Genomic DNA, 20,072 nt, shown 5'->3' with positions numbered 1-20,072 from the left:
TAACTAACCCAAAAACACAGTATATGATACATTTTGAAATTCCCAAAAATCAATCTTCCATCATCAAAGTGATAGGTGTAGGCGGTGGCGGAAGCAATGCCGTGAACTACATGCACAGCCTGGGCATAGAAGGGGTGGATTTTGTAGTGTGCAATACGGACTCTCAGGCACTGGCCCTGAGCCCGGTGTCGAACAAGGTGCAGCTCGGGCCGCATCTTACACAGGGTCTGGGTGCAGGCGCCAATCCGGAGATAGGCAAGCAATCCTGCGAAGAAAGCATAGAGGACATCTCGAAGATACTGAAGGTGAACACACGCATGGCCTTCATAACTGCAGGCATGGGCGGTGGCACCGGTACAGGTGGCGGCCCCGTAGTGGCCAAGATATGCCGCGAGCTGGGCATACTCACTGTGGGTATAGTTACCACTCCATTCACCTACGAGGGCCGCAAGCGCATGGCGCAGGCACAGGCAGGCATAGACCGCATGCGCGAGCATGTAGATACGATACTCATCATATCGAACGACAAGCTGCGCCAGCAGTTCGGCAACCTGCCGTTCACCAAGGCATTCGCAAAGGCCGATGATATACTGGCCACTGCGGCCAAGTGTATCACTGATGTGATAACATCTACCGGCCAGATAAATGTGGACTTTGCGGACGTATGTACCGTAATGCGCAATGGCGGTGTGGCCATACTGGGCGCCTCACAGGCATCGGGCGAGAACCGCGCGCGCAAGGCCGTGGAAGAAGCCCTTAACTCTCCGCTGCTGAACGATAGCGATATACGCGGCGCCAAGTGGCTGCTGCTCAATATCACATCTGCATCGGGCGAGTTCGAGCATACGATGGATGAGGCCGAGGACATACAGGCATATGTACAGATGCAGGCAGGCGAGAACTGCGATGTGATACTGGGTATGGGCCACGACCCCAACCTGGGCGACCGCATAGCTGTGACCGTGATAGCCACAGGCTTCAACTACAAAGAGATAGACACCAACATGTCTGCCAGGAAGAACGAGCCTGAGAAGATATCGGTGACACTGAGCGAGATAAGCAACACAGCAGAGCCCCGCCCCGAAGAGATAATACAAGCTTCTTACAGGCCCGAAAGCATGGCGCCCGTACTGGTAGAAGAGCCCGTGGCAGAGCCTGTAGCATATGTACCCCAGGTGACATCGTACATACCCGCCACCGAAGAACCGGTGATAGAGCGCGAGGAATTCGTGCTGCGCACAGAAGAAGAGCAGCGCCCTATAGTAGTAGAAGAGCCTGTGATGCAGGTGCAGGAGCCGCGCAGGGAAGAGCCCGTACAGCAGTACTATGGCTATACTACCATGCACCGCGAAGAGCCTGTACAAGAGCCCGTGCGCGAACCGGTAGTGATGAAGATAGGCGAACGCTTCCTTACCGAGGATGAGATAGAGGAGAAGAAAAGGTTCGAAGAGCAGAAACGCGCGCTGGAAGACCGCGCTGCACGCCTGCGCAGCATGAGCATGAATGTGCGTGCATCTGAGACCAGCGACCACATAGAGGACATACCCGCCTATGTGCGCAAGAACATGTCTATAGAGAACCCTACGGTATCTAACAACTCGATATACAGCGACATCACTGTGGGCAACAATGGCCGCAACGATGGGCCTGCGGGCATACAGACCGCTAACTCTTTCCTGAACAGCAGGAGGCCCGACTAGTAGGTCAGGGAGTTAGAAAGGGTAAATAGTTAATTGGCGAAATGGCCGACCGGGAGACCGATCGGCCATTTTCTATTTTTCTTCTACGATAAAAAGTTCAGAGGCTATGCGATCGGCAAAGAGCTTGCCTGCCCGGGTGAGGTATAGTTTACCACCCTCATGTACTATCCATTTTTTCTCTTGAAAAAGTTCGCTGCTTTTGGCTACTGCCTTTGTAGTAGTAGCATCCCATTGTGCAGTTATGTACGCGAGATCGCAGCCCCACTGGGTGCGTAGCGATGTCATGATGTATTCGTTCAGGCGGTCGTGAGGGGTGAGTACCTCCTCTTCATACTGCAGCTTATGGTCTTGCAGTATGCTCTGTGTGTATAGTGCATTGTTGGCCACATTCCAGCGGCGGCGTATACCTCCGTCGAACGAGTGGGCCGATGGCCCTATGCCCAGGTATGGCAGGCCACGCCAGTAGTTGGTATTGTGTACCGCATAGCGGCCGGGCAGTGCCAGGTTCGATATCTCGTAATGCTCATACCCCATTGCAGCGGCCGTGTGCATCAGTATCTCCAGTTGCGCGGCAGAGCGCTCGTTGTCCACGGGTGCGGCTTTGCGCTGCGCTATGGCATGGTAGAGGGCCGTGCGCTCCTCTACCGTTAGTGCATAGGAAGAGAAGTGGGGAATACGCAACTGCCCTACCCTATCCAGGTTCTGTTTCCAGGCCGCATCGCTGAGGCCGGGTATGCCATATATGAGGTCTATGGTCAGGTTCTCGAAACCCGCATCCTGCGCCCCTTTTATGGCGGTATCTGCCTGCTGTGCGTTGTGGGCGCGCTTCATATAGCGCAGGTCTTCATCGCGAAAGGACTGAACACCTATGCTGAATCTGCTGACAGGTGTATGGCGCAGCGAACGCAGGTAATTCTTGTCCAGGTCATCGGGGTTGGCCTCAAGCGTGCATTCTTTTAGGTCTTTGACAGGATAGTACCTGCATATGGCATCGAACAGGCGGTTTATCTCATCGGCAGTTAGCAGAGAGGGGGTACCACCACCGAAGTAGATGGTCTCTATGGCAGCGCCCTGCAGGTGTTCGCGCTGCATAGCTATCTCCTGCAGCATGGCGGCCAGCACATCGTCTTTGTGACGAAGCGAGGTAGAGAAATGGAAATTGCAATAAACGCATGCCTGCCGGCAAAATGGTATGTGCAGGTAGATGCCTGCTGAAGTGGGCGCACTGTGCTGTAGCTGCATGGTACAAAGGTAGGCGCAAAGGGAGAGGAACGTAAGCGGGTATGCATAAAAGGCGGGTAAAGTATAGGACACGCCATTCTTTATGGTGCGCGTATTACCGCGATCACAGTTCGGCATTATTGTATATTTTTGCCACCATGCATGTATTTCATATATAATGCATACCAATTTGACGATATGAAAAATATGCTCAGAAATACCTTCAGGTCATTGTACTATATGATGTATGGCGCATCGGGGAAAAGTATCAAGATCAACGACAACGATTATGTTGTCTCTGCACATATAGCCAGGGGCATAAGCAGTGAGATAGATGAGTTGCCGATGAAACTATTGATGAGGCTGTCGCGAAATGCCGATACGGTCTTTGATGTAGGCGCAAATGTGGGCATCATATCTACCATAGTGGCCAAAGAAATGAAGCCCGGAAGTGTTATCTACTCCTTCGAACCCGCACCACTGAGCTATAAATACCTTGCCGACACCGCACGGGTACAGAAAGGCAATGCCGGTGTAAAGCCATTCAATTTTGCGGTGAGCAATGCCACAGGCAAACTATATTTTACGAATGACGGCAATTCCTGCACCAACCATGTGGCCAAAGAAAATGAAGCAAATGTGATAGCAGTAGATGCCATTGCGCTCGATTCGTTCTGCAAGCAGCATGGAGTGATACCCGATGTGATAAAGGTGGACATAGAAGGCGCTGAGTACTGGGCGCTGCAAGGCATGGAGCAGCTTCTGAAAGAGAACGACATCATAGTACTGATGGAGATCCATTCGGTATTCCTGGCCCAGAACAATATAACCGGCGCTATGTTCGCCGACATAATAGACCGTGCCGGATATAAGGTATACAACGTAGATGGCAGGGAAATGAAGAGCACCGATATCCTGAACACAACATGCGCTATCATAGCGCGCCAGCAGCCCCTGCACGCATACGCAGGTATGTAAAACAGTGAATGAAGTAACTGAAAAAGTATTGTAGATATGCTCTACAATACCTTTTCAGTTATCTGTGATCTTACTGCCATCCGCCACCCAAAGCCCGGTACAGCTCTATATTGGAATGTATGCGGTCGCGCCTTATGTTCACAAGCTGCAGTTCTGCATCCAGCTTGCTTTTCTGGGCGGTCACTATCTCCAGGTAGCTGGCATACCCCGTAGTGTACAGGTCGTTAGAGATATCTATACCTAAGCTAAGGGAGGCCACCTCCTCTTCTTTCAGTAACTGCATCTGCCGGGTGTTCTCTATCATGTTCATGTCATTGAGCACCTCTCGGTATGCATTAAGGGTGGCCTTTTCATAAGCATAAAAAGCCTCCTGTTGTTTAGCATTGGCAATAGCGAATTGCGCCCGCAGCTGGTGCCGCTGAAAGATGGGAGCCGTTAGTCCGCCGAATAGTTGATAGCCCAGCGAGGAAGCTGCAAAAAGCATATTGCCGCTGAAAGCATTATAAGCCGCGTATGCAGATATAGTAAGGCTGGGAAAGAACGCGGCCCTTGCAGCATTCGCATCGGCCTTTGTTGCTTCAAGCTCTGCATGGGCCTGCCTTACATCGGGTCGCATGGCCAGCATGGCCACCGGCGTACCTGTGCCCATACGTTCATCAAAATGATGCCCCGGCTCCAGGTCGGGGCTTCTTTCTATTTTCATAGTGTACTTGCCTGCAAGCGCACTCAGTTCGTTCTCTGTTTCCAGTATGCGCTGCTTTATGGCATATTCCGCCGATCGTGTGTTCAGCAGTTGGGCTTTGAACTGCTGCACGGCCAGCTCTGTAGCTCGCCCACCGGCCTTTTGTATGGTCACTATTTCCAGTGCGCGCTCCTGCAGGCGTATGTTCTTGTCTATTATCTCGGCTTCCTTATCAAGAGCTATAAGGTCGTAGTACAGGGTGGCGGTCCGCGCTATCAGCATACTCTTTACCCAGCTCACCCCCTCCTGCGATGCCAGGTAGCGCATACGCGCAGCATGCTTCATGTTAGAGAGCTTGCCCCATATATCTACCTCCCACGATGAGCTGAACCCCAACAGGTAGTTGGGCGTAGGCCGGGTGCCTATCACCTGCGCATCTTCTATGTTCGGCGACAGGTTGGTATCGTAGTTGCCCACACCCTCCATAGTGTATTTCCCGTACCTGGTGCCGCTGGCGCCTGCATTGGCCTGTAGTGACGGCAGCAAGGCACCCCTGCTTGCCAGCAAGGTAGCATCTGCTATTCTTACATGCTGCAAGGCTATGTTCATATCGGGATTATGTTGCAGTACGTCCCTGATGATGGTCTGCAGTTTCTTGTCTCTGAAAAATGTATGAGGAGAAAGGCCTGCAACAGCGGGGGTAGCAGCAGTATCGGCCATGAAGGCCGTGGGAACGGCCTGGGGCCGGGGCAATGCGGCTTTGCGGGGGATGGAGCACGATGCCAGGAGACCACTGGCCAATAAAGAGAATGCTGCAAGCGCTGATATGTATCTGTTCATGTAGTAAGAATGAAATGGCAAAAGATGTAGTTATATGCTTTCTTCAGGCGCGTAAGTAGTGGGCGGTTTGGCACGGCCTTCGTGCAGCCTGGCGAACAACACATACAGACCGGGTATGATAAGCACACCGAACACAGTACCTATGAGCATGCCGCCTGCTGCTGCTGTACCTATAGAGCGGTTGCCCATGGCGCCCGCGCCCGATGCGATGCATAGTGGTATAAGCCCAGCTATGAATGCGAAGGAGGTCATGAGGATGGGCCTCAAACGCTGCGCTGCGCCTTCTATGGCGGCCTGTAATATGGGGTAGCCTTGTTTGCGCCGCAGTATGGCGAACTCTACTATAAGTATCGCATTCTTGCCCAGCAGGCCTATGAGCATCACCAGCGCCACCTGCGCATATATGTTGTTCTCCAGCCCGGCCAGCTTCAGCGTAATGAAGGAACCGAAGATACCCGCAGGCAGGCTAAGTATAACAGGCAGCGGCAGGAAGAAGCTCTCGTACTGCGCGGCCAGCAGCAGGTATACAAATACAAGGCAGATGATGAATATGATGGTGGTCTGGCTGCCCGAGAGTATCTCTTCGCGTGTCATACCGCTCCACTCATAGCTATAGCCGCGTGGCAGTTTTTCTTTTGCTATACGCTCTACTGCTTTAATGGCATCACCACTGCTACGCCCGGCCTCTGCATTGCCGTTTATCATGGCCGACAGGTACATATTATAGCGCGTGAGCTGCTCGGGCCCATATATGCGCTCCAGGCGAATGAAGGTGGAAAATGGCACCATCTCACCATTATTGTTCTTTACATACAGCCCCAGGATATCCTGTGGCGACGTGCGGTAACCCGCACCTGCCTGCACCATTACCTTATACATCTGGTTGAACCGTATAAAGTTGGTGGCATAGTAGCTGCCCAGCAGTGTTTGCAGGGTGTTCATGGCATTGTCTGCCGTCACCCCTTTTTTGGCGGCCATGTCTTCATCTATATGTATCATGTACTGCGGAAAAGAGGCATCGAAGCTGGTGAATGCACCCGTCACTTCCGGCGATGCATTTATGGCCTCCACGAATTCCTGCGTCACTTTAGCCGTCTGCTGTATATCGCCCTTGCCCGTCTTGTCCAGCAGGCGCAGCTCGAAGCCGCCCATATTGCCGAAGCCGGGTACGGTAGGCGGTGCGAATACTTCTATCTTGGCATCATGTATATTGCCTGCAAGGGTCTCTATCTCTTTTATTATCTCATGCACATCCTTTGTTCTTTTATCCCATGGCTTCAGGTTTATCATGGCCATGCCATATGATGCGCCTGCTATTTCATTTACCAGGCTATACCCCGCCAGCGATGTTATGTTCTCTACGCCCTCTATTTTGCCTGCTATGTCGGTTATTTCGTCCAGCACCTTATCGGTACGTTCCATGGTGGCGCCGGGTGGTGTGGTAATGTTCACATATATCATACCCTGGTCTTCGGTGGGTATAAAGCCACCGGGCAATATAGATGCAGCGCCCCATGTAAGTGCAAAGAACGCCACCAGCATACCCAGTGTAATGACACGGCGGCCCGCTATGCGGCCCAGCAGGCCCTTGTAAGCATTGTTCGTAGCATCGAAGCGGCGGTTGAAACCATTGAAGGCCCGCTGCAGCCAGCCCTTCTTCTGCGAGGCATCGGTATGCTTCAGCATAAGGGCGCATAGGGCCGGGGTAAGTGTAAGGGCATTGATACCCGAGATGACAATGGATATAGCCAGCGTGAGCGAGAACTGCCGGTAGAACACTCCCACGGGCCCGCTAAGGAACGCGACCGGGATGAACACCGCCGACATCACCAGCGTGATGGCAATGATAGCGCCTGTTATCTCCTTCATGGCCTCTATGGTGGCCTCCATGGCAGGCATATGTTTCTCGGTCATTTTTATGTGCACTGCTTCTACCACTACTATGGCATTGTCTACCACTATGCCTATGGCCAGCACCAGGGCAAAGAGGGTAAGCAGGTTTATAGAGAAGCCCATCATCATCATAAATGCCAGCGTACCTATGAGCGCTACAGGCACGGCCAGCGCAGGTATGATGGTAGAGCGCAGGTCTTGCAGGAAAATGAATACCACGAATGCTACCAGCAGGAACGCCTCTATAAGGGTATGTATCACCTCGCTGATAGAGGCATCCAGAAAGCGCGACACATCATATGCCAGGTCATAATCCATGCCGGGCGGGAAGGATGTTGTCTTCAGCTCGGCCATGCGGGTCTTTATATTGTTTATCACATCCCGCGCATTAGAGCCCGGGCGTTGCTTTATCATTATAGATGCCGATGGTCTGCCGTTGGTCTTGGAGACCATACCATAGCTCATAGACCCGAATTCTACATCGGCCACATCCTTCAGACGCAGCAGCGCACCATCCTTGTTCGATCGCAGTACCACCTGCTCATACTGTTGCGGCTCGTAGAATTTGCCGGTATACCGCAATACATATTGTACTGCCTGCGGGTCCTTGCCCGAGCTTTCGCCTGTTTTTCCCGGAGCTGCCTCTACGTTCTGGTCTCTCAGGGCTTTTATCACCTCATCGGCCGATATGTTGTAGGCCAGCATACGGTCGGGCCTCAGCCATACACGCATAGCATATTCCTGTTGTCCCATTATCTCGGCACGGCCTACACCGTCTATACGCTTCAGCTCCTGCAGTATGTTTATGTCGGCATAGTTGAAGATGAACTGTTCGTCCATAGTGGTGTCTGTGCTGGTGATGTTCAGGTACATCAGCATGCTGTTCACCTCCTTCTCGGTAGTTACGCCTGCTTTTATCACCTCTTCGGGCAGCTCGTCCAGTATGGTGGTCACCCTGTTCTGCACGTTCACCGCGGCCTGGTCGGGGTCGGTACCTACCTTAAAGAACACCTGTATCATGGTAATGCCATCGTTGCCGGTAACGGTGGACATATATGTCATACCCGGCACACCATTTATGGCGCGCTCTATGGGCATGGCCACAGCCTTGGCCGATACATCGGCATTAGCGCCGGTATACTTTGCCGTCACCACTACCGATGGCGGTACAATGTCGGGGAACTGGGTAACGGGCAACTGTAATAACGCCAGTATGCCTATAAGCGTAATAACTAATGATATGACCAGCGACAGTATAGGCCGCCTGATGAATGTTTCTACCATCTGGATATGAATAAATAATGTGAACCACGATGGGGTGCATCGGGGCAATAGCAGCGCATCATGCGTTGCCTTAATTACATGTTCTGTGTGGTTATGGGTACTATCTGCTCGCCATCACGCAGGAATTGTATGCCTTCGTAAATGATCTTGTCATTTGCCGAAAGGCCATCGCCTACTATGTAGTGGTCGTTAAGCCGGTGCGTGGGCTTGAAGCTCTTCATCTTTACCACATTCTTCTGGTCCACTACATACACATAATTCTTGTCCTGTATCTCCAGTACAGACTTCTGCGGCACCATCAGCACCCGCGATGCAGGCTTGCTTATCACCAGCGTGGCCGATGCGCCATGCCTCAGTATCCTATTGGGGTTGGGAAAATCTGCACGGAAGGCAATGGTGCCCGTATTGTCGTTTATTTCGCTTTCGGCTGCTTCTATTTTCCCTTTGAACGGATACTGTGTGCCATCGGCCAGCACCAGGCTTACGGTATTGCTGCTCAGGCTGTCGTCGCCATGCATGCGCACCAGTTGCAGGTATTCGTTCTCAGATATATTGAAATAGGCAAGCACCGAATGTATGTCTGAAATGGTCGTAAGCAGAGACCCCTCGAACAGCAGGCTGCCCGCCTTCATAGGCAGTCGGTCTATCACGCCATCAAAGGGCGAATATATACGGGTATAGGAAAGTCGCTTTTGTACCGCTGCCTTTTCCGATCTCGCCTCTTCTATCTTCGCCTTGGCCACATGCAGTTTAGTTTCTGCCAGGTCTAGCTCCGTTGCCGATACTATGTTCTTGTTCACCAGCATTTTTACCCTTTCCACTTCTACCTCCGCTACTTTGGCATCAGCCACGGCGCTATTCAGTGCGGCATTGGCTTTCGAGAGCGCTATCTGCAGCTCATCATCATTGATGCTGAAGAGCAGCTGGCCCTTATGCACCTGGTCGCCCTCGTCTACATGTATGTGTTCCAGTATACCGGTCACGCGTGTATGTATCTCTACATTCTTTCGCGCCTGTATATCGGCCACATACTGCAGGTGCAGCGAGGTATCCTTCTCTATAACGTTTATGACCGGGTATGCTTTATATTTTTCCGAGGTCTTGGGAGAGGTGTTGCCGGTAGTGCATGCATACAGGCAAAGTACCGGCATAGCCAGTATATAATAATTTTTGAACATATTCTTATTGTTGTAAAATGAATAGAAGCCTTATGGATAAAAGCTTAGAAGAGTCACAGAAGATATCTGTGAACGCATACGAAAATAAAGACAACAAAAGATACGATACTAGAACGGCGATAGCCTGAATATGTACTGGTAGCAGGTAGAGAGGCAATGGCTGCTGCAGGCGATACCGTATATAATATCGCTATTGAGGGTGGGTACCTGTGCAACTGCGCAGTGCCCGCTATGCGGTACAATGCTAAAAAGTGCAGCCAGCCTTTCGTGGTAGCGCCTGTTGATGCGGGCGGCCTCATCGGGCTGAATGGTGTCGTCTACCAGCTGGCGTTCTGTTTCAATGTCACCGGCACAGCTGAAGGTATGATGTGTGTCTGACAGGCCATGTACAGTACCGGCAAATGCCCGTGTATCTGCCACAGACCACACACCCGATGCGAGCATTGCAACGGTAACGAACAGCGCTATTTTCAGATAACGGAACATTGAATAACTCCTATCATTACGAAATGTGCTGCGAAGGTACAGATCCCGATCGGTTCTGGAATGTTAAAGCAGGAACAAATATGTATCGTGAAGAGTATGGGGCATTAAGCATAGCTTTCAGTTCGGCCCCATTGTTGTGCTACCCCTGGCACCACAAAAAGGAAAAAGCGTTGTAAATATTACAACGCTTTTTCCTTCTCTGTGATCCCGTTGGGACTCGAACCCAAGACCCATACATTAAAAGTGTATTGCTCTACCAACTGAGCTACGGAATCTTGTTTTGTGGAGCCAGGCGGTTCGATACCCGGCCCTTACCGGTCTGTTTTTCAGATCGGATCGCAAAGATACGCATCCACATGCTTTCTCAAAACATTTTCAAAAAATATTTTTTCCTGCACCGGCATGCATATGCTTCAGCGGCTTGTGCGCATGGCCTTTACCACCTGCAGGTCTTTGTTCCGTATCATTTGCTCATACTCCGGCGTGCCGCAGGCATATATGGCTATCTTACAGTCCGCGTCGGCATGTACGCCCCAGCCATAACGCTTGGTGAGGGGCGATGCCCTGAGGCATGGCTGCCCCTTGGCAAAGAACTGCGCACGCGCCTCCTTCAGCTCACTTTTGGGTATGTTGTTGCGTAGGGCATATACCCGGAAGAGCACATCATCGGATGTGTACTTATACGGGTTATCTACAAGCATATGGAACTGCATACCGGCCACTGTAGGGTTGTCGCCCTTCTGCGGCGGCACCTCGCCTGTCGTTGCAGGGCTGTCATCGGCTATAGCTATAAAGGTGTTGTGGTAATTGGTAGTATGTACTTTCATAGTTAGGAAGTGTTATGTAACAAAGCTAAGGCGATACAGTTATTTTTTGAGGTGGTACCGATGTATCTTCGGCCATCACTTCGCTACTATGAGCCATTTGACAGAAGGTATGACATTCGACAGGGCGGCCCTGGCGGAAAAGCCCCTTACCAAGGGCGAGTATGATAACTGCACCTTCACGGGCTGCGACCTCTCCGGCGCCGACCTTTCGGGCATGCGGTTCATACAGTGTACATTCACGGGCTGCAACCTGAGCATGGCCCGGATAACAAAGACCGTATGGATGGATGCCACATTCAAAGATTGCAAGATGCTGGGCCTGCGGTGGGATAGCTGCGATCCCTTTGGCCTGGCACTGATGCCTGACGGCTGTGTGATGGACCATTCATCTTTTTATGGGGTGAAACTGCGCAAGGCCGTGTTTCGCCACACACAGATGCGCGAGACAGACCTTACAGAATGTGACCTTACCGGCGCTACCCTGCACCACTGCGACCTGGCAGGTGCCACCTTTGATAATACCATACTGGAAAAGGCCGATCTTTCTACCGCACTGAACTACACCATAGACCCCGATCGCAATAAGATAAAGAAAGCGCACTTTGCACTGCACGGCCTGCCGGGCCTGCTGGCCAAATATGATATAAGGATAGACATCTGACCACTGTTGCCTATGCTTATGGTATAGCATTAAAAATAACGTGTATCTTGCGGAGGCTGTTCAGCTTTTGTTATCACCATATTCTCATGAAAAAGCGATACCATTTATTGCTATTTCTCCTTGTGCTGTCGTTCTGTACAGGCAGGTCTCATGCACAGGGTGTGGTAGTGGTATCGCCACATGGCGGGCTTGCAGATGTATCCAGGCTATCTGCCATCTTCCTGGACAAAGAGGGACAAGTAGATGCAGCGGACATAGCCGCCGGGCGCGTTACAGATAAATTCAAATACACGGGTAAAAGCGTAGTGAACTATGGCATCACCATGGGCACATCGTGGAATAGTTTTCGCCTTACCAATACCGGCACCGACAGGATATACATATCCATACACGATCCCATGGCCGATACCGTACGCCTCTACAAGGTAAAGAACGGTCATGCCATACTGATAGGTATGGGCGGCAACTATATGCCCATCGCCGAAAGGCAGGTGCGGACAGAGGACATTCTGCTGGACCTTGGCGCGGGCCCCGATACCACCACCTACTTGCTGAGTATCCGAAACTCGCGCAACCATGTGTATTCGCTGAATGCCGGCAGTCTTACCGACCATATACATGTCATCAACCATACTTCGCTGCTCAATATAGGCTTCATAGGTTTTGCACTGCTGTTGGCGCTGTACCACCTCTTCCTTTTCTTCTCCATCCGCAATCTTCCCTACCTGTACTATACGGGCTATGTGGTCTCTTATGGCCTGTTCATGGCACACCTCAATGGCAGCGCCTTCCTCTACCTGTGGCCCTCCCACCCCGAATGGAACCATTACGACATTATTTTCAGCGCAGCCATAGGCTTCTTCTCTACCCTTTTCACTATATCTTTTCTAGACCTGCGCAAACATGCCCCCCAATACTGTACGGTAGCATGGGTAATGGCTTGGCTCTATGTGGTGGTAGCTATCGCTACATTGCTCGGCTTCTCCTTCGCTGCATTCATCTTCATACAGTGTATCATCCCCTTCGGGCTGGTGTATACCATTGTCGCCTCTCTGGCAACACTGCGCAAAGGGTACAAACCCGCCCGCTTCTTCCTCACCGCATGGTCGGTGATAGGTCTTGGGGTGGTCATCTTCATCCTCAACAATCTTAATGTAATAGAGTACAACTTCTTTACCGAGCACTCTATGCAGATAGCGGCCCTCATAGAGTGCCTGGTACTCTCCTTTGCACTTGCCGACAGGTTCAATAACTACAAGAAAGAGAAAGAGGTGCTGATGCGCACCCAGAACGAGATGCTGGAACAAAAAGTGGCAGAGCGTACCGATGAACTGAGGAAACAACAGCACGAGACCGAACAACTGCTGCTGAACATACTGCCCGAAGAAGTGGCCGCAGAGCTAAAGCAGAAGGGTGCAGCACGCAGTCGCAACTATGGCTCGGTAACGGTGCTCTTCACCGACTTCAAAGATTTTACCCGCATAGTAGAAAGTATAAGTCCCGAGCAGCTTATCAGCGATCTGAACTATTGTTTCTCGGCCTTTGACAAGATAATAGAGAAATACGGCATAGAGAAGATAAAGACCATAGGCGACTCTTATATGTGCGCAGGCGGCTTTGGTACTGCTGTACCCGCCAGTGCGCTGAACGTGGTACGCGCAGGCATAGAGATACGCGACTTTATGGAGCAGCGCAACCGTGAAGAGAAAGCGCGTGGCGGCAATGTCTTCGAGGTGCGTATAGGCATACATACAGGGCCGGTGATAGCGGGTATCATAGGCATCAAAAAATTCGCCTATGATATTTGGGGCGATACCGTGAATATAGCCTCGCGCATGGAGTCTGCGGGCGAGACAGGCAAGGTGAACATCTCAGGCATCACATACGAAATGGTAAAGGACGACTTCCGGTGTACCTACCGCGGCAAAATGCCCGCCAAGAACAAGGGCGAGATAGATATGTACTTCGCTGAGAGGAAGAACGGGGAAATGTAAGCAGTACTATTACTTTGCTGCTGCCAGGAATAGTTCCAGCGCCGATACCATAGATGGGGCATTGGGTGCGGGCGCTTTCACATCCAGCCTCATGCCGCTATCCTCTACCGCCTTTGATGTGGTAGGACCGAAGGCGCCTATCATGGTGCCATTCTGCTTGAACATGGGATCGTGCTCGAAAAGGGTCTGCACGCTGAACGGGCTGAAGAATACGATCATATCATACTTGTCGTTCATCACCGGGCTTATGTCGTTCGACACCATTTTGTACAGTGTCACATCGGCATATTTTATGTTGTGCTTCTCCAGGTGCTGTGCTATATCGTTCTTACCATTGTCCGATACTGGCAGTATGTATTTTTCGTTCTTGTGCTTACTGATAACGTCCTGCAGGCCGCCGGTGCTGCCATCGGCAGAGAAGAACACCTTGCGTTTGCGATACAGTATGAACTTTTGCAGATACAGCGCTACGGCCTCGGTGATGCAGAAATACTTCATATCCTGCGACACCTTTACCTTCAGCTCTTCGCATATGCGAAAGAAATGGTCTACGGCATAACGGCTGGTGAATATGATGGCGCTATACTCCATTATATCCACACGCTGCTTGCGGAACTCCTTACCACTTAGCCCTTCCACTCTTATGAACGGATGAAAATCAAGCGTCAGTTCGTATTTCTTCGCAAGGTCGAAATAGGGCGACTTATCCGTCTCGGGTCGGGGCTGAGTGATCAATATACGGCTGATCTTCACTTCCTTTTTCTCAGCACTCTTTTTTTGCGAACGCACTGCTTTGGCCATATACTAAGATCAATAAAAGAGGTTTCGCCGGAATTCACCCCATATACAATTGAAACATCATTAGTAAAACATTAATCCTTTTACCAATAATTTCATCAATACTGCCAGTGGTAATAATTCCGAGGCGCAAAGGTACATAAAAAAATGGAATTTGGAGTACTGGAAGAACGAGCCGAACACCTTCCACGACCGCATATACCTGTTCAGCAGCAGCGCGCCGGCCGCTATGAACGACACCACTACCACCTGCTGCACCCACTCGCGCCCGCCAAAAGCCAGTACTATAATGAAGGGCAGCAGGGTGATGGCGAGTATCTTATTGATGAGAAAAACATTGAAAAGATAGTGCTCTGTGATACCCTCTACCCTGAAGGCCCAGCCGCTGAAGCGCACGGCTGCATACTTGGCCACATATATGATACCCGTACCTGCTATGAGCATAATGATGAGCAGCGATGGCGGTACACTGCCCTGCGGCTCTGCCGTGAAGAATTTTACCACATAGTATATATAGGCGCCTCCGGCAAAGGCAAAGAACACGTTCATGAGGAAATTGGGCAGCCCGGCGCTCTGCAGTTGCTCTTTCAGTTGCCTGTTGCTCAGTGTAGGGTTCACGAAGGCCCGCCACAGGTTGGTGAAGTAACGCGTATCCATATACCGGATAAGCCCCAATATGAAACAGAGCGAGAGCAGCAGGTAGAAGTCGGACGTTTGCGATACCCACTGGTGCAGCGACTGCACATCGCCTATCACATATGGGCTTGCCAGCATAGGGTGCTCGGCAAATGTGCTGTCTATGCGGTAGGTGGCCCATGCGGCCAGTGTGGCGCTATCGGTAAGCGTATCTATGCCATAGGCCACCGGGTCCGGCGCCTGTGCCTGCACATTGGTACCGGCCAGCAACAACAATACGAGAAATATATACCGCATAGCTACTGCAAAAGTACTCTACTACAGGCATGCGCTGCATGACAGTGCAGGCCCGTCATGCATATATTTATCCACCACACACTGTGAATATCATGCCGCTCCGCGGCATACCATATGGTAACAGAAAAATAATGGCACCCTTACCCTGTAAGCAAGGTCATTTACCCTTGAAAACCGGCTTCCTCTTTTCCAGGAATGCCTGCACCCCTTCGCGGAAGTCGTAAGAGCTGCCGGCCTGTACCTGCACCTCTTTTTCCATATCCAGTTGCTGCTCTATACCATGCTCAAAGGTGCGGTTCAGCAGGCGCTTGGTGAGGCCCAGCCCTTTGGTAGGCATCTGCGCCAGCGTGGCGGCCATTTTCCTGGTCTCGGCCTCGAACTGGTCATCGGCATATGCGCGGTATATCATACCCATGGCCACTGCCTCGGCAGCAGTTACTTTGTCGCCCGTCATCATAAGGGCGGCAGCGCGCTGCAGGCCTACCAGCCTGGGCAGGAACCATGTGCCACCGCTATCGGGTATCAGGCCTATCTTGCTAAAGGCCTGTATGAAGGATGCGCTCTCTGCGGCCAGCACTATATCGCACGCCAGGGCTATATTGGCGCCTGCACCTGCGGCCACACCGTTCACCGCGGCTATCACAGGCTTCTCTATATTGCGTATGCGCAGTATGGTAGCATTGTAATGCTCTGTCACCATACGCTCAAAGTCTTCGGGCGAGGGGTTCATTGCCTCAGAGAGGTCCTGACCCGAGCAGAAACCCTTGCCTGCGCCGGTAAGGTATACACACCTTATCTCGTCGTCGGTGGCACAGGTGTCCAGGTGCTGCTGCAGCAGCAACGCCATCTCGCGGTTGAAGCTGTTGTATTTATCGGGCCTGTTGAGCGTTATGTAGGCTACGCCGTTCTCTTTGCTGAATGATACTGCTGACATATACCCTCAAAGATAAGACAAGTAATACCGATAATAAGGATCGGCATGGCAAATAGAAATTATAAGGCGAGAGACACCACCCTCCCTTCGGGGGAGGCCTGCCTGCCGCAGGCAGGGATGGGGAGGGGCTTTCTCCATTAACGAACGATGCCACTGCATTTCTGCAGTGGCATCTCGCTTTATAGTTCTTACTGTTATTATCGTATCAGCATCACATCGCCCTTTGTTTCCAGGGCTTTGCCGCCGCAGTCATACTTCAGGTAGAAGAAGTATGTACCCATATCCTGTGGTACGCCATTGTATGTACCATCCCACGATGGGTCGGAATTGCCGCTTTCGAACACGGTCTGGCCCCAGCGATTGGTGACCCTGAACACATGGAACCTCCTGTAGCCGTCGAATATTGGGCGGTACCTGTCGTTGCGGCCATCGCCATTAGGCGTAAAGGCATTTGGCATGGTCACAGAGCAGCACTCGTCGGGGTTTATCTGCTTGGTGTAGGTAGCATCGCAACCGAACGCATCGGTAACCGTCAGCGATATCCTGCTGCGGGTAAGCTCTACTTTGCCCCACAGTTCGGGCTTGTTCTGGTTGGCAAATGAATGCTCGGGCTCCCACTTGTAGTTGTAGCCATAGTCCTTCACATTGGCAGTGAACAGTACGCTGTCCTCTACACACAACTTGTTGGGTATCTGCGATACAGTGAACCTTGGGTCGGGCAGTGCATGTACCTTCACTGTATCGCCCCTGGGCTGTGCCGTACAGCCTTCTTTTGTGATACCGGTAATGTTGAAGATGTGCAGACCTACCTTATTGAACGACACCAGGTAAGGGCCGCCTGAGTTCACATTTGCAGTTACGATGTTTATATCCGGAGACGACAGCATTGGTGCGCCATCCATGATCCATGTATAGGTATGCGAGTTCGCACTATGGCTGTTCAGGGCCAGCGATACAGTATCGCCAAGACATACATCGGGGTTGATGTACAAGCGTGCATCAGGCGCGGGTATCACCTTTATAGGTATGAACTCGGTAGTAGAGCAGCGGCCTTTATAGGTGCTGATGGTGAGGTACACATCGTGCCTGCCCCATACGGTATCGAAACGTACCTCTACCGACGGAACGCCGGCATTCGTACCGTTCACGAACGCTGCGCCTATAGGCAGCTGCCATATAAAGCCGGGGTCTACCATACCTGCAGGTGCGGTATTGCCCAGTACCAGCGAATCGTACTGGCACACCCAATCCTTGGTGGCTGTTATCTTGAACTCAGGCTTGTACAGTACTGTAACGGTAAGCGCCGCTTTGGGGCTTTCGCAGCCAAGCTGTTGCTGTGTCACATAATATGTAGTTACACCCGGATTGGTGACAGATGGTGTAGGCGCTATGAACGAGCCTGAGAAACCGGGTGCGGTAGAAGTAGTATACCACCTGAGGCTGTCGCCAAAGGCTACCACAGGGGCTACCAGCGGATCGTGCTGGCAATAGCTGGAATCCTGGGTGGCCGGCCTTGCAGGCTCCGGAACTATGCGTACCGGGAACCTTACGCTATCGCTCACACAACCGAAAGGCGATGTCTGCGTTACCCAGTATTCTGTAATGCCGGGCACATCGGTAGCAGGTACTATAGTACTGTTGCCGCTGCCAAATGGCATGGGCGGTGTTACGCCCGGGCCGTACCATGTAGTAGTATATCCCGGTCCGGTAACAGTAACAGACAGCGCACCCTGCACTGTGAACTGGCAGGGACGTACCTCTGGTACTATTGGCGGTAGCGGTTTGCCGTTCACGGTAACGGTAGTGGCCGTTCCGCAACCATTGGGCATGGAATAGCTTATGGTCACCGTACCCGGTGTAAGGCCCGATACCACGCCACCCGTTGTTATAGATGCTATGGCAGGGTTACTGCTGCTCCACACACCTCCCGGTGTCGCATCGGACAGGGTAATGGAGAAATACTGGCATACCTGGCTAGGCCCTATGATAGGCGCAGGACCGGGTTTTACCAATACCGAACCCGAGCCCTTACACCCATGTGTGGATGTGGCCGTGACAGAGTAGACGCCTTCTTTAGTTATATCGAATGGATTGATGATGGGGTTCTGCAGGCCGGAGGAGAAACCTGCCGGGCCCGTCCATGACCATGCAGAGCATACCGAGTCGGTATTGCAGAAAAGGTTCACTGTGCTGGTAATAGGGGCGCAGAGACCCATACTGCTGGTAGCCGTGACCACCGGGGGCCTGTAAACATTGACGGTACCATAAGCTGTATCCCTCATGCCGCCTACTATCTTTATAACACGGTATGTACCGGACATAGCAGCAGTAGCAGGGAAGCGGAAGAACTTCTGCGCAGTAGAAAGCACAGGGCCTGTATACGGTGCAGGGCCCTGCCACTCATAGGTAGCGCCCGTAGAATCTCCCGATGCGTTCAGCCACAAAGTGTCGCCGACGCAAGGTGCATTGGACTGCACTGCAAGGCAACCAAAAGGAACCACAGTATAATATGCCTTTGTAGAGTCGTTACAGCCAAGTGCAGCCGCCATGTAGGTGGTAGGCACTGTGGGGTTCACAGGCAGGTAAGGACCAGAGCCCAGATATGCGCCCGTAGTGGCATTGTACCAGTAGATACCTGATGTAGCATATGGCATGGGAGCATAAGTAATGGAAGCTACGGTATAGGTAGCGCCCGATGGTGTGAAGCGCCATGCCTCTGGCGGTGCTATCACTGTCCACGATGGGTTCCAGTCGCGGCCGGGGGCCACTGTGGCCACGGTACCTGCTGCGTTCTGTACACCTGTTATAGCGCGGCCGCTGTTCCATGCACAGGCGGTCTTGTGCGCTGTATGCACTTCTATGATGTTGCTGGTCTCGTAAATGATGATCTGTGTGGTGGTCCACTCTGCAGTACATGAATACATGCGTGTGCCGCACCAGGTCACCGCGAACTTCCTGTTGGGCGCCACACCTGTAGAGGTACGGGTTATAGAGCCACCCGCGCCTATCAGTATGTCGCACCAGGGACCGCATATGGCATTGCGCATGTTGGCATTACCCAGCAGCTGTCCGGTTATAGACCATGGGCAATAAGCACCTGCCAGTGCCGCATTAAAATTCAGTACGCCGTTCGATCCTATGACCAGCTGTGTATAGTTGGTGCCATAGAAGTTGAACGTGAACCCTATCGGGAAGAGGCCGGAGTAGTCATCATCACCCGTTAGGCCTGTACCTGTAGGCAGCGTACCCGTTATCTGGGCCCGAAGCACATGCGAGCTACAGGTATTGGCCGTGTCGGTGATAGTAAGCTGGCCGAACGACACGGAAAAAATGAACGAGAGCACAAGGCTCAGTCCGGCGATCTTCTTTAAAAAGGTATATGTCATCTCAAATTCCTGTTTACGATCATTGTTTACAAAAAGAATAGCAGCCTTCAATTCAAATTTACTGTTAAAATCATAAGACATGTCATTCCCCAAACAACGTTGGTTCCCGGTCATTATTTTTTTATTTCAGTAAAGTGATAGGGAGAGGAAAAGGAGGGTCTTACGCTTTTACAAATGTATATTTTGTTATGTATATTTCCTAATAATCGGTAGTGTCTCAGTTTGAAAATCCATGCTTGACCGACTAAGCACGAACTGTATTACCTTTGTGAAATGG

The 20,072-nt window shown here is 51.7% G+C and carries 14 protein-coding genes and 1 tRNA gene; 4 read left to right on the top strand and 11 right to left on the bottom strand.

All coding sequences use genetic code 11. From position 1 onward, the window contains the following. Positions 1-23: 23 nt before the first annotated feature. Positions 24-1,700: a cell division protein FtsZ gene (ftsZ, locus tag ABD843_RS10710; RefSeq protein WP_345082799.1), complete on the top strand. Its 1,677-nt coding sequence runs from the start codon at positions 24-26 to the stop codon at positions 1,698-1,700. A 72-nt stretch (positions 1,701-1,772) separates the two neighbouring features. Here the strand turns inward: ftsZ and hemW are convergent, their stop codons facing one another. Next, positions 1,773-3,059, bottom strand: a complete 1,287-nt coding sequence (gene hemW, locus ABD843_RS10705; protein WP_345082796.1) for a radical SAM family heme chaperone HemW — start codon at positions 3,057-3,059, stop codon at positions 1,773-1,775. A gap of 69 nt (positions 3,060-3,128) precedes the next feature. Between hemW and ABD843_RS10700 the strand changes: the two genes are divergently transcribed. After that, positions 3,129-3,899 (top strand): FkbM family methyltransferase, encoded by a 771-nt coding sequence (locus tag ABD843_RS10700; protein ID WP_345082793.1) that lies wholly within the window; start codon positions 3,129-3,131, stop codon positions 3,897-3,899. Positions 3,900-3,969: 70 nt separating this feature from the next. Here ABD843_RS10700 and ABD843_RS10695 read toward each other — a convergent pair whose 3' ends face one another. The 6 genes from ABD843_RS10695 to ABD843_RS10670 form a co-directional block, all read right to left on the bottom strand. Continuing rightward, on the bottom strand, positions 3,970-5,421 hold the full coding sequence (locus ABD843_RS10695) for a TolC family protein (RefSeq protein ID WP_345082790.1): 1,452 nt from the start codon (positions 5,419-5,421) through the stop codon (positions 3,970-3,972). Between the two features lie 30 nt (positions 5,422-5,451). Continuing rightward, a complete protein-coding gene (locus ABD843_RS10690; RefSeq protein WP_345082787.1) occupies positions 5,452-8,598 on the bottom strand; it encodes an efflux RND transporter permease subunit in 3,147 nt (1,048 codons plus the stop codon). A gap of 74 nt (positions 8,599-8,672) precedes the next feature. Continuing rightward, complete coding sequence (locus tag ABD843_RS10685) at positions 8,673-9,776, bottom strand: efflux RND transporter periplasmic adaptor subunit (protein ID WP_345082784.1); 1,104 nt, start codon at positions 9,774-9,776, stop codon at positions 8,673-8,675. 108 nt (positions 9,777-9,884) lie between these two features. Continuing rightward, a complete protein-coding gene (locus ABD843_RS10680) occupies positions 9,885-10,262 on the bottom strand; it encodes a hypothetical protein (RefSeq protein ID WP_345082781.1) in 378 nt (125 codons plus the stop codon). A gap of 202 nt (positions 10,263-10,464) precedes the next feature. Continuing rightward, positions 10,465-10,537: transfer RNA gene (locus tag ABD843_RS10675), tRNA-Lys, on the bottom strand. Positions 10,538-10,675: 138 nt separating this feature from the next. After that, on the bottom strand, positions 10,676-11,089 hold the full coding sequence (locus ABD843_RS10670; RefSeq protein WP_345082778.1) for a DUF6157 family protein: 414 nt from the start codon (positions 11,087-11,089) through the stop codon (positions 10,676-10,678). 88 nt (positions 11,090-11,177) lie between these two features. Here ABD843_RS10670 and ABD843_RS10665 point away from each other — a divergent pair, with 88 nt between their 5' ends. Then, the gene (locus tag ABD843_RS10665) at positions 11,178-11,750 is read left to right on the top strand and encodes a pentapeptide repeat-containing protein (RefSeq protein WP_345082775.1); all 573 of its coding nucleotides are present in this window, start codon (positions 11,178-11,180) and stop codon (positions 11,748-11,750) included. A gap of 86 nt (positions 11,751-11,836) precedes the next feature. Continuing rightward, positions 11,837-13,744, top strand: a complete 1,908-nt coding sequence (locus ABD843_RS10660; protein ID WP_345082772.1) for an adenylate/guanylate cyclase domain-containing protein — start codon at positions 11,837-11,839, stop codon at positions 13,742-13,744. A gap of 9 nt (positions 13,745-13,753) precedes the next feature. Here the strand turns inward: ABD843_RS10660 and ABD843_RS10655 are convergent, their stop codons facing one another. The 4 genes from ABD843_RS10655 to ABD843_RS10640 form a co-directional block, all read right to left on the bottom strand. Further along, positions 13,754-14,545 carry a uroporphyrinogen-III synthase gene (locus ABD843_RS10655; protein ID WP_345082770.1) on the bottom strand — a complete coding sequence of 264 codons (792 nt, stop codon included), beginning with the start codon at positions 14,543-14,545 and terminating at the stop codon, positions 13,754-13,756. A gap of 60 nt (positions 14,546-14,605) precedes the next feature. After that, complete coding sequence (locus ABD843_RS10650; protein ID WP_345082767.1) at positions 14,606-15,475, bottom strand: DUF4271 domain-containing protein; 870 nt, start codon at positions 15,473-15,475, stop codon at positions 14,606-14,608. A gap of 157 nt (positions 15,476-15,632) precedes the next feature. After that, positions 15,633-16,409: an enoyl-CoA hydratase-related protein gene (locus ABD843_RS10645; protein ID WP_345082764.1), complete on the bottom strand. Its 777-nt coding sequence runs from the start codon at positions 16,407-16,409 to the stop codon at positions 15,633-15,635. Positions 16,410-16,606: 197 nt separating this feature from the next. Further along, the gene (locus ABD843_RS10640; protein WP_345082761.1) at positions 16,607-19,795 is read right to left on the bottom strand and encodes a T9SS type B sorting domain-containing protein; all 3,189 of its coding nucleotides are present in this window, start codon (positions 19,793-19,795) and stop codon (positions 16,607-16,609) included. Between the last annotated feature and the right edge of the window lie 277 nt (positions 19,796-20,072).

This window comes from Nemorincola caseinilytica, assembly GCF_039540515.1.
GTDB classification, from domain to species: Bacteria; Bacteroidota; Bacteroidia; order Chitinophagales; family Chitinophagaceae; genus Nemorincola; species Nemorincola caseinilytica.
The sequence above is the reverse complement of the archived record's forward strand: the minus strand, read 5'-3'. Positions and strand labels throughout refer to the sequence as shown.

Bases quoted from the DNA above. Each gene is read 5' to 3' on its own strand.
- ftsZ (WP_345082799.1), top strand. From the start codon at position 24: ATGATACATTTTGAAATTCCCAAAAATCAATCTTCCATCATCAAAGTG.
- hemW (WP_345082796.1), bottom strand. From the start codon at position 3,059: ATGCCGAACTGTGATCGCGGTAATACGCGCACCATAAAGAATGGCGTG.
- ABD843_RS10700 (WP_345082793.1), top strand. From the start codon at position 3,129: ATGCTCAGAAATACCTTCAGGTCATTGTACTATATGATGTATGGCGCA.
- ABD843_RS10695 (WP_345082790.1), bottom strand. From the start codon at position 5,421: ATGAACAGATACATATCAGCGCTTGCAGCATTCTCTTTATTGGCCAGT.
- ABD843_RS10690 (WP_345082787.1), bottom strand. From the start codon at position 8,598: ATGGTAGAAACATTCATCAGGCGGCCTATACTGTCGCTGGTCATATCA.
- ABD843_RS10685 (WP_345082784.1), bottom strand. From the start codon at position 9,776: ATGTTCAAAAATTATTATATACTGGCTATGCCGGTACTTTGCCTGTAT.
- ABD843_RS10680 (WP_345082781.1), bottom strand. From the start codon at position 10,262: ATGTTCCGTTATCTGAAAATAGCGCTGTTCGTTACCGTTGCAATGCTC.
- ABD843_RS10670 (WP_345082778.1), bottom strand. From the start codon at position 11,089: ATGAAAGTACATACTACCAATTACCACAACACCTTTATAGCTATAGCC.
- ABD843_RS10665 (WP_345082775.1), top strand. From the start codon at position 11,178: ATGAGCCATTTGACAGAAGGTATGACATTCGACAGGGCGGCCCTGGCG.
- ABD843_RS10660 (WP_345082772.1), top strand. From the start codon at position 11,837: ATGAAAAAGCGATACCATTTATTGCTATTTCTCCTTGTGCTGTCGTTC.
- ABD843_RS10655 (WP_345082770.1), bottom strand. From the start codon at position 14,545: ATGGCCAAAGCAGTGCGTTCGCAAAAAAAGAGTGCTGAGAAAAAGGAA.
- ABD843_RS10650 (WP_345082767.1), bottom strand. From the start codon at position 15,475: ATGCGGTATATATTTCTCGTATTGTTGTTGCTGGCCGGTACCAATGTG.
- ABD843_RS10645 (WP_345082764.1), bottom strand. From the start codon at position 16,409: ATGTCAGCAGTATCATTCAGCAAAGAGAACGGCGTAGCCTACATAACG.
- ABD843_RS10640 (WP_345082761.1), bottom strand. From the start codon at position 19,795: ATGACATATACCTTTTTAAAGAAGATCGCCGGACTGAGCCTTGTGCTC.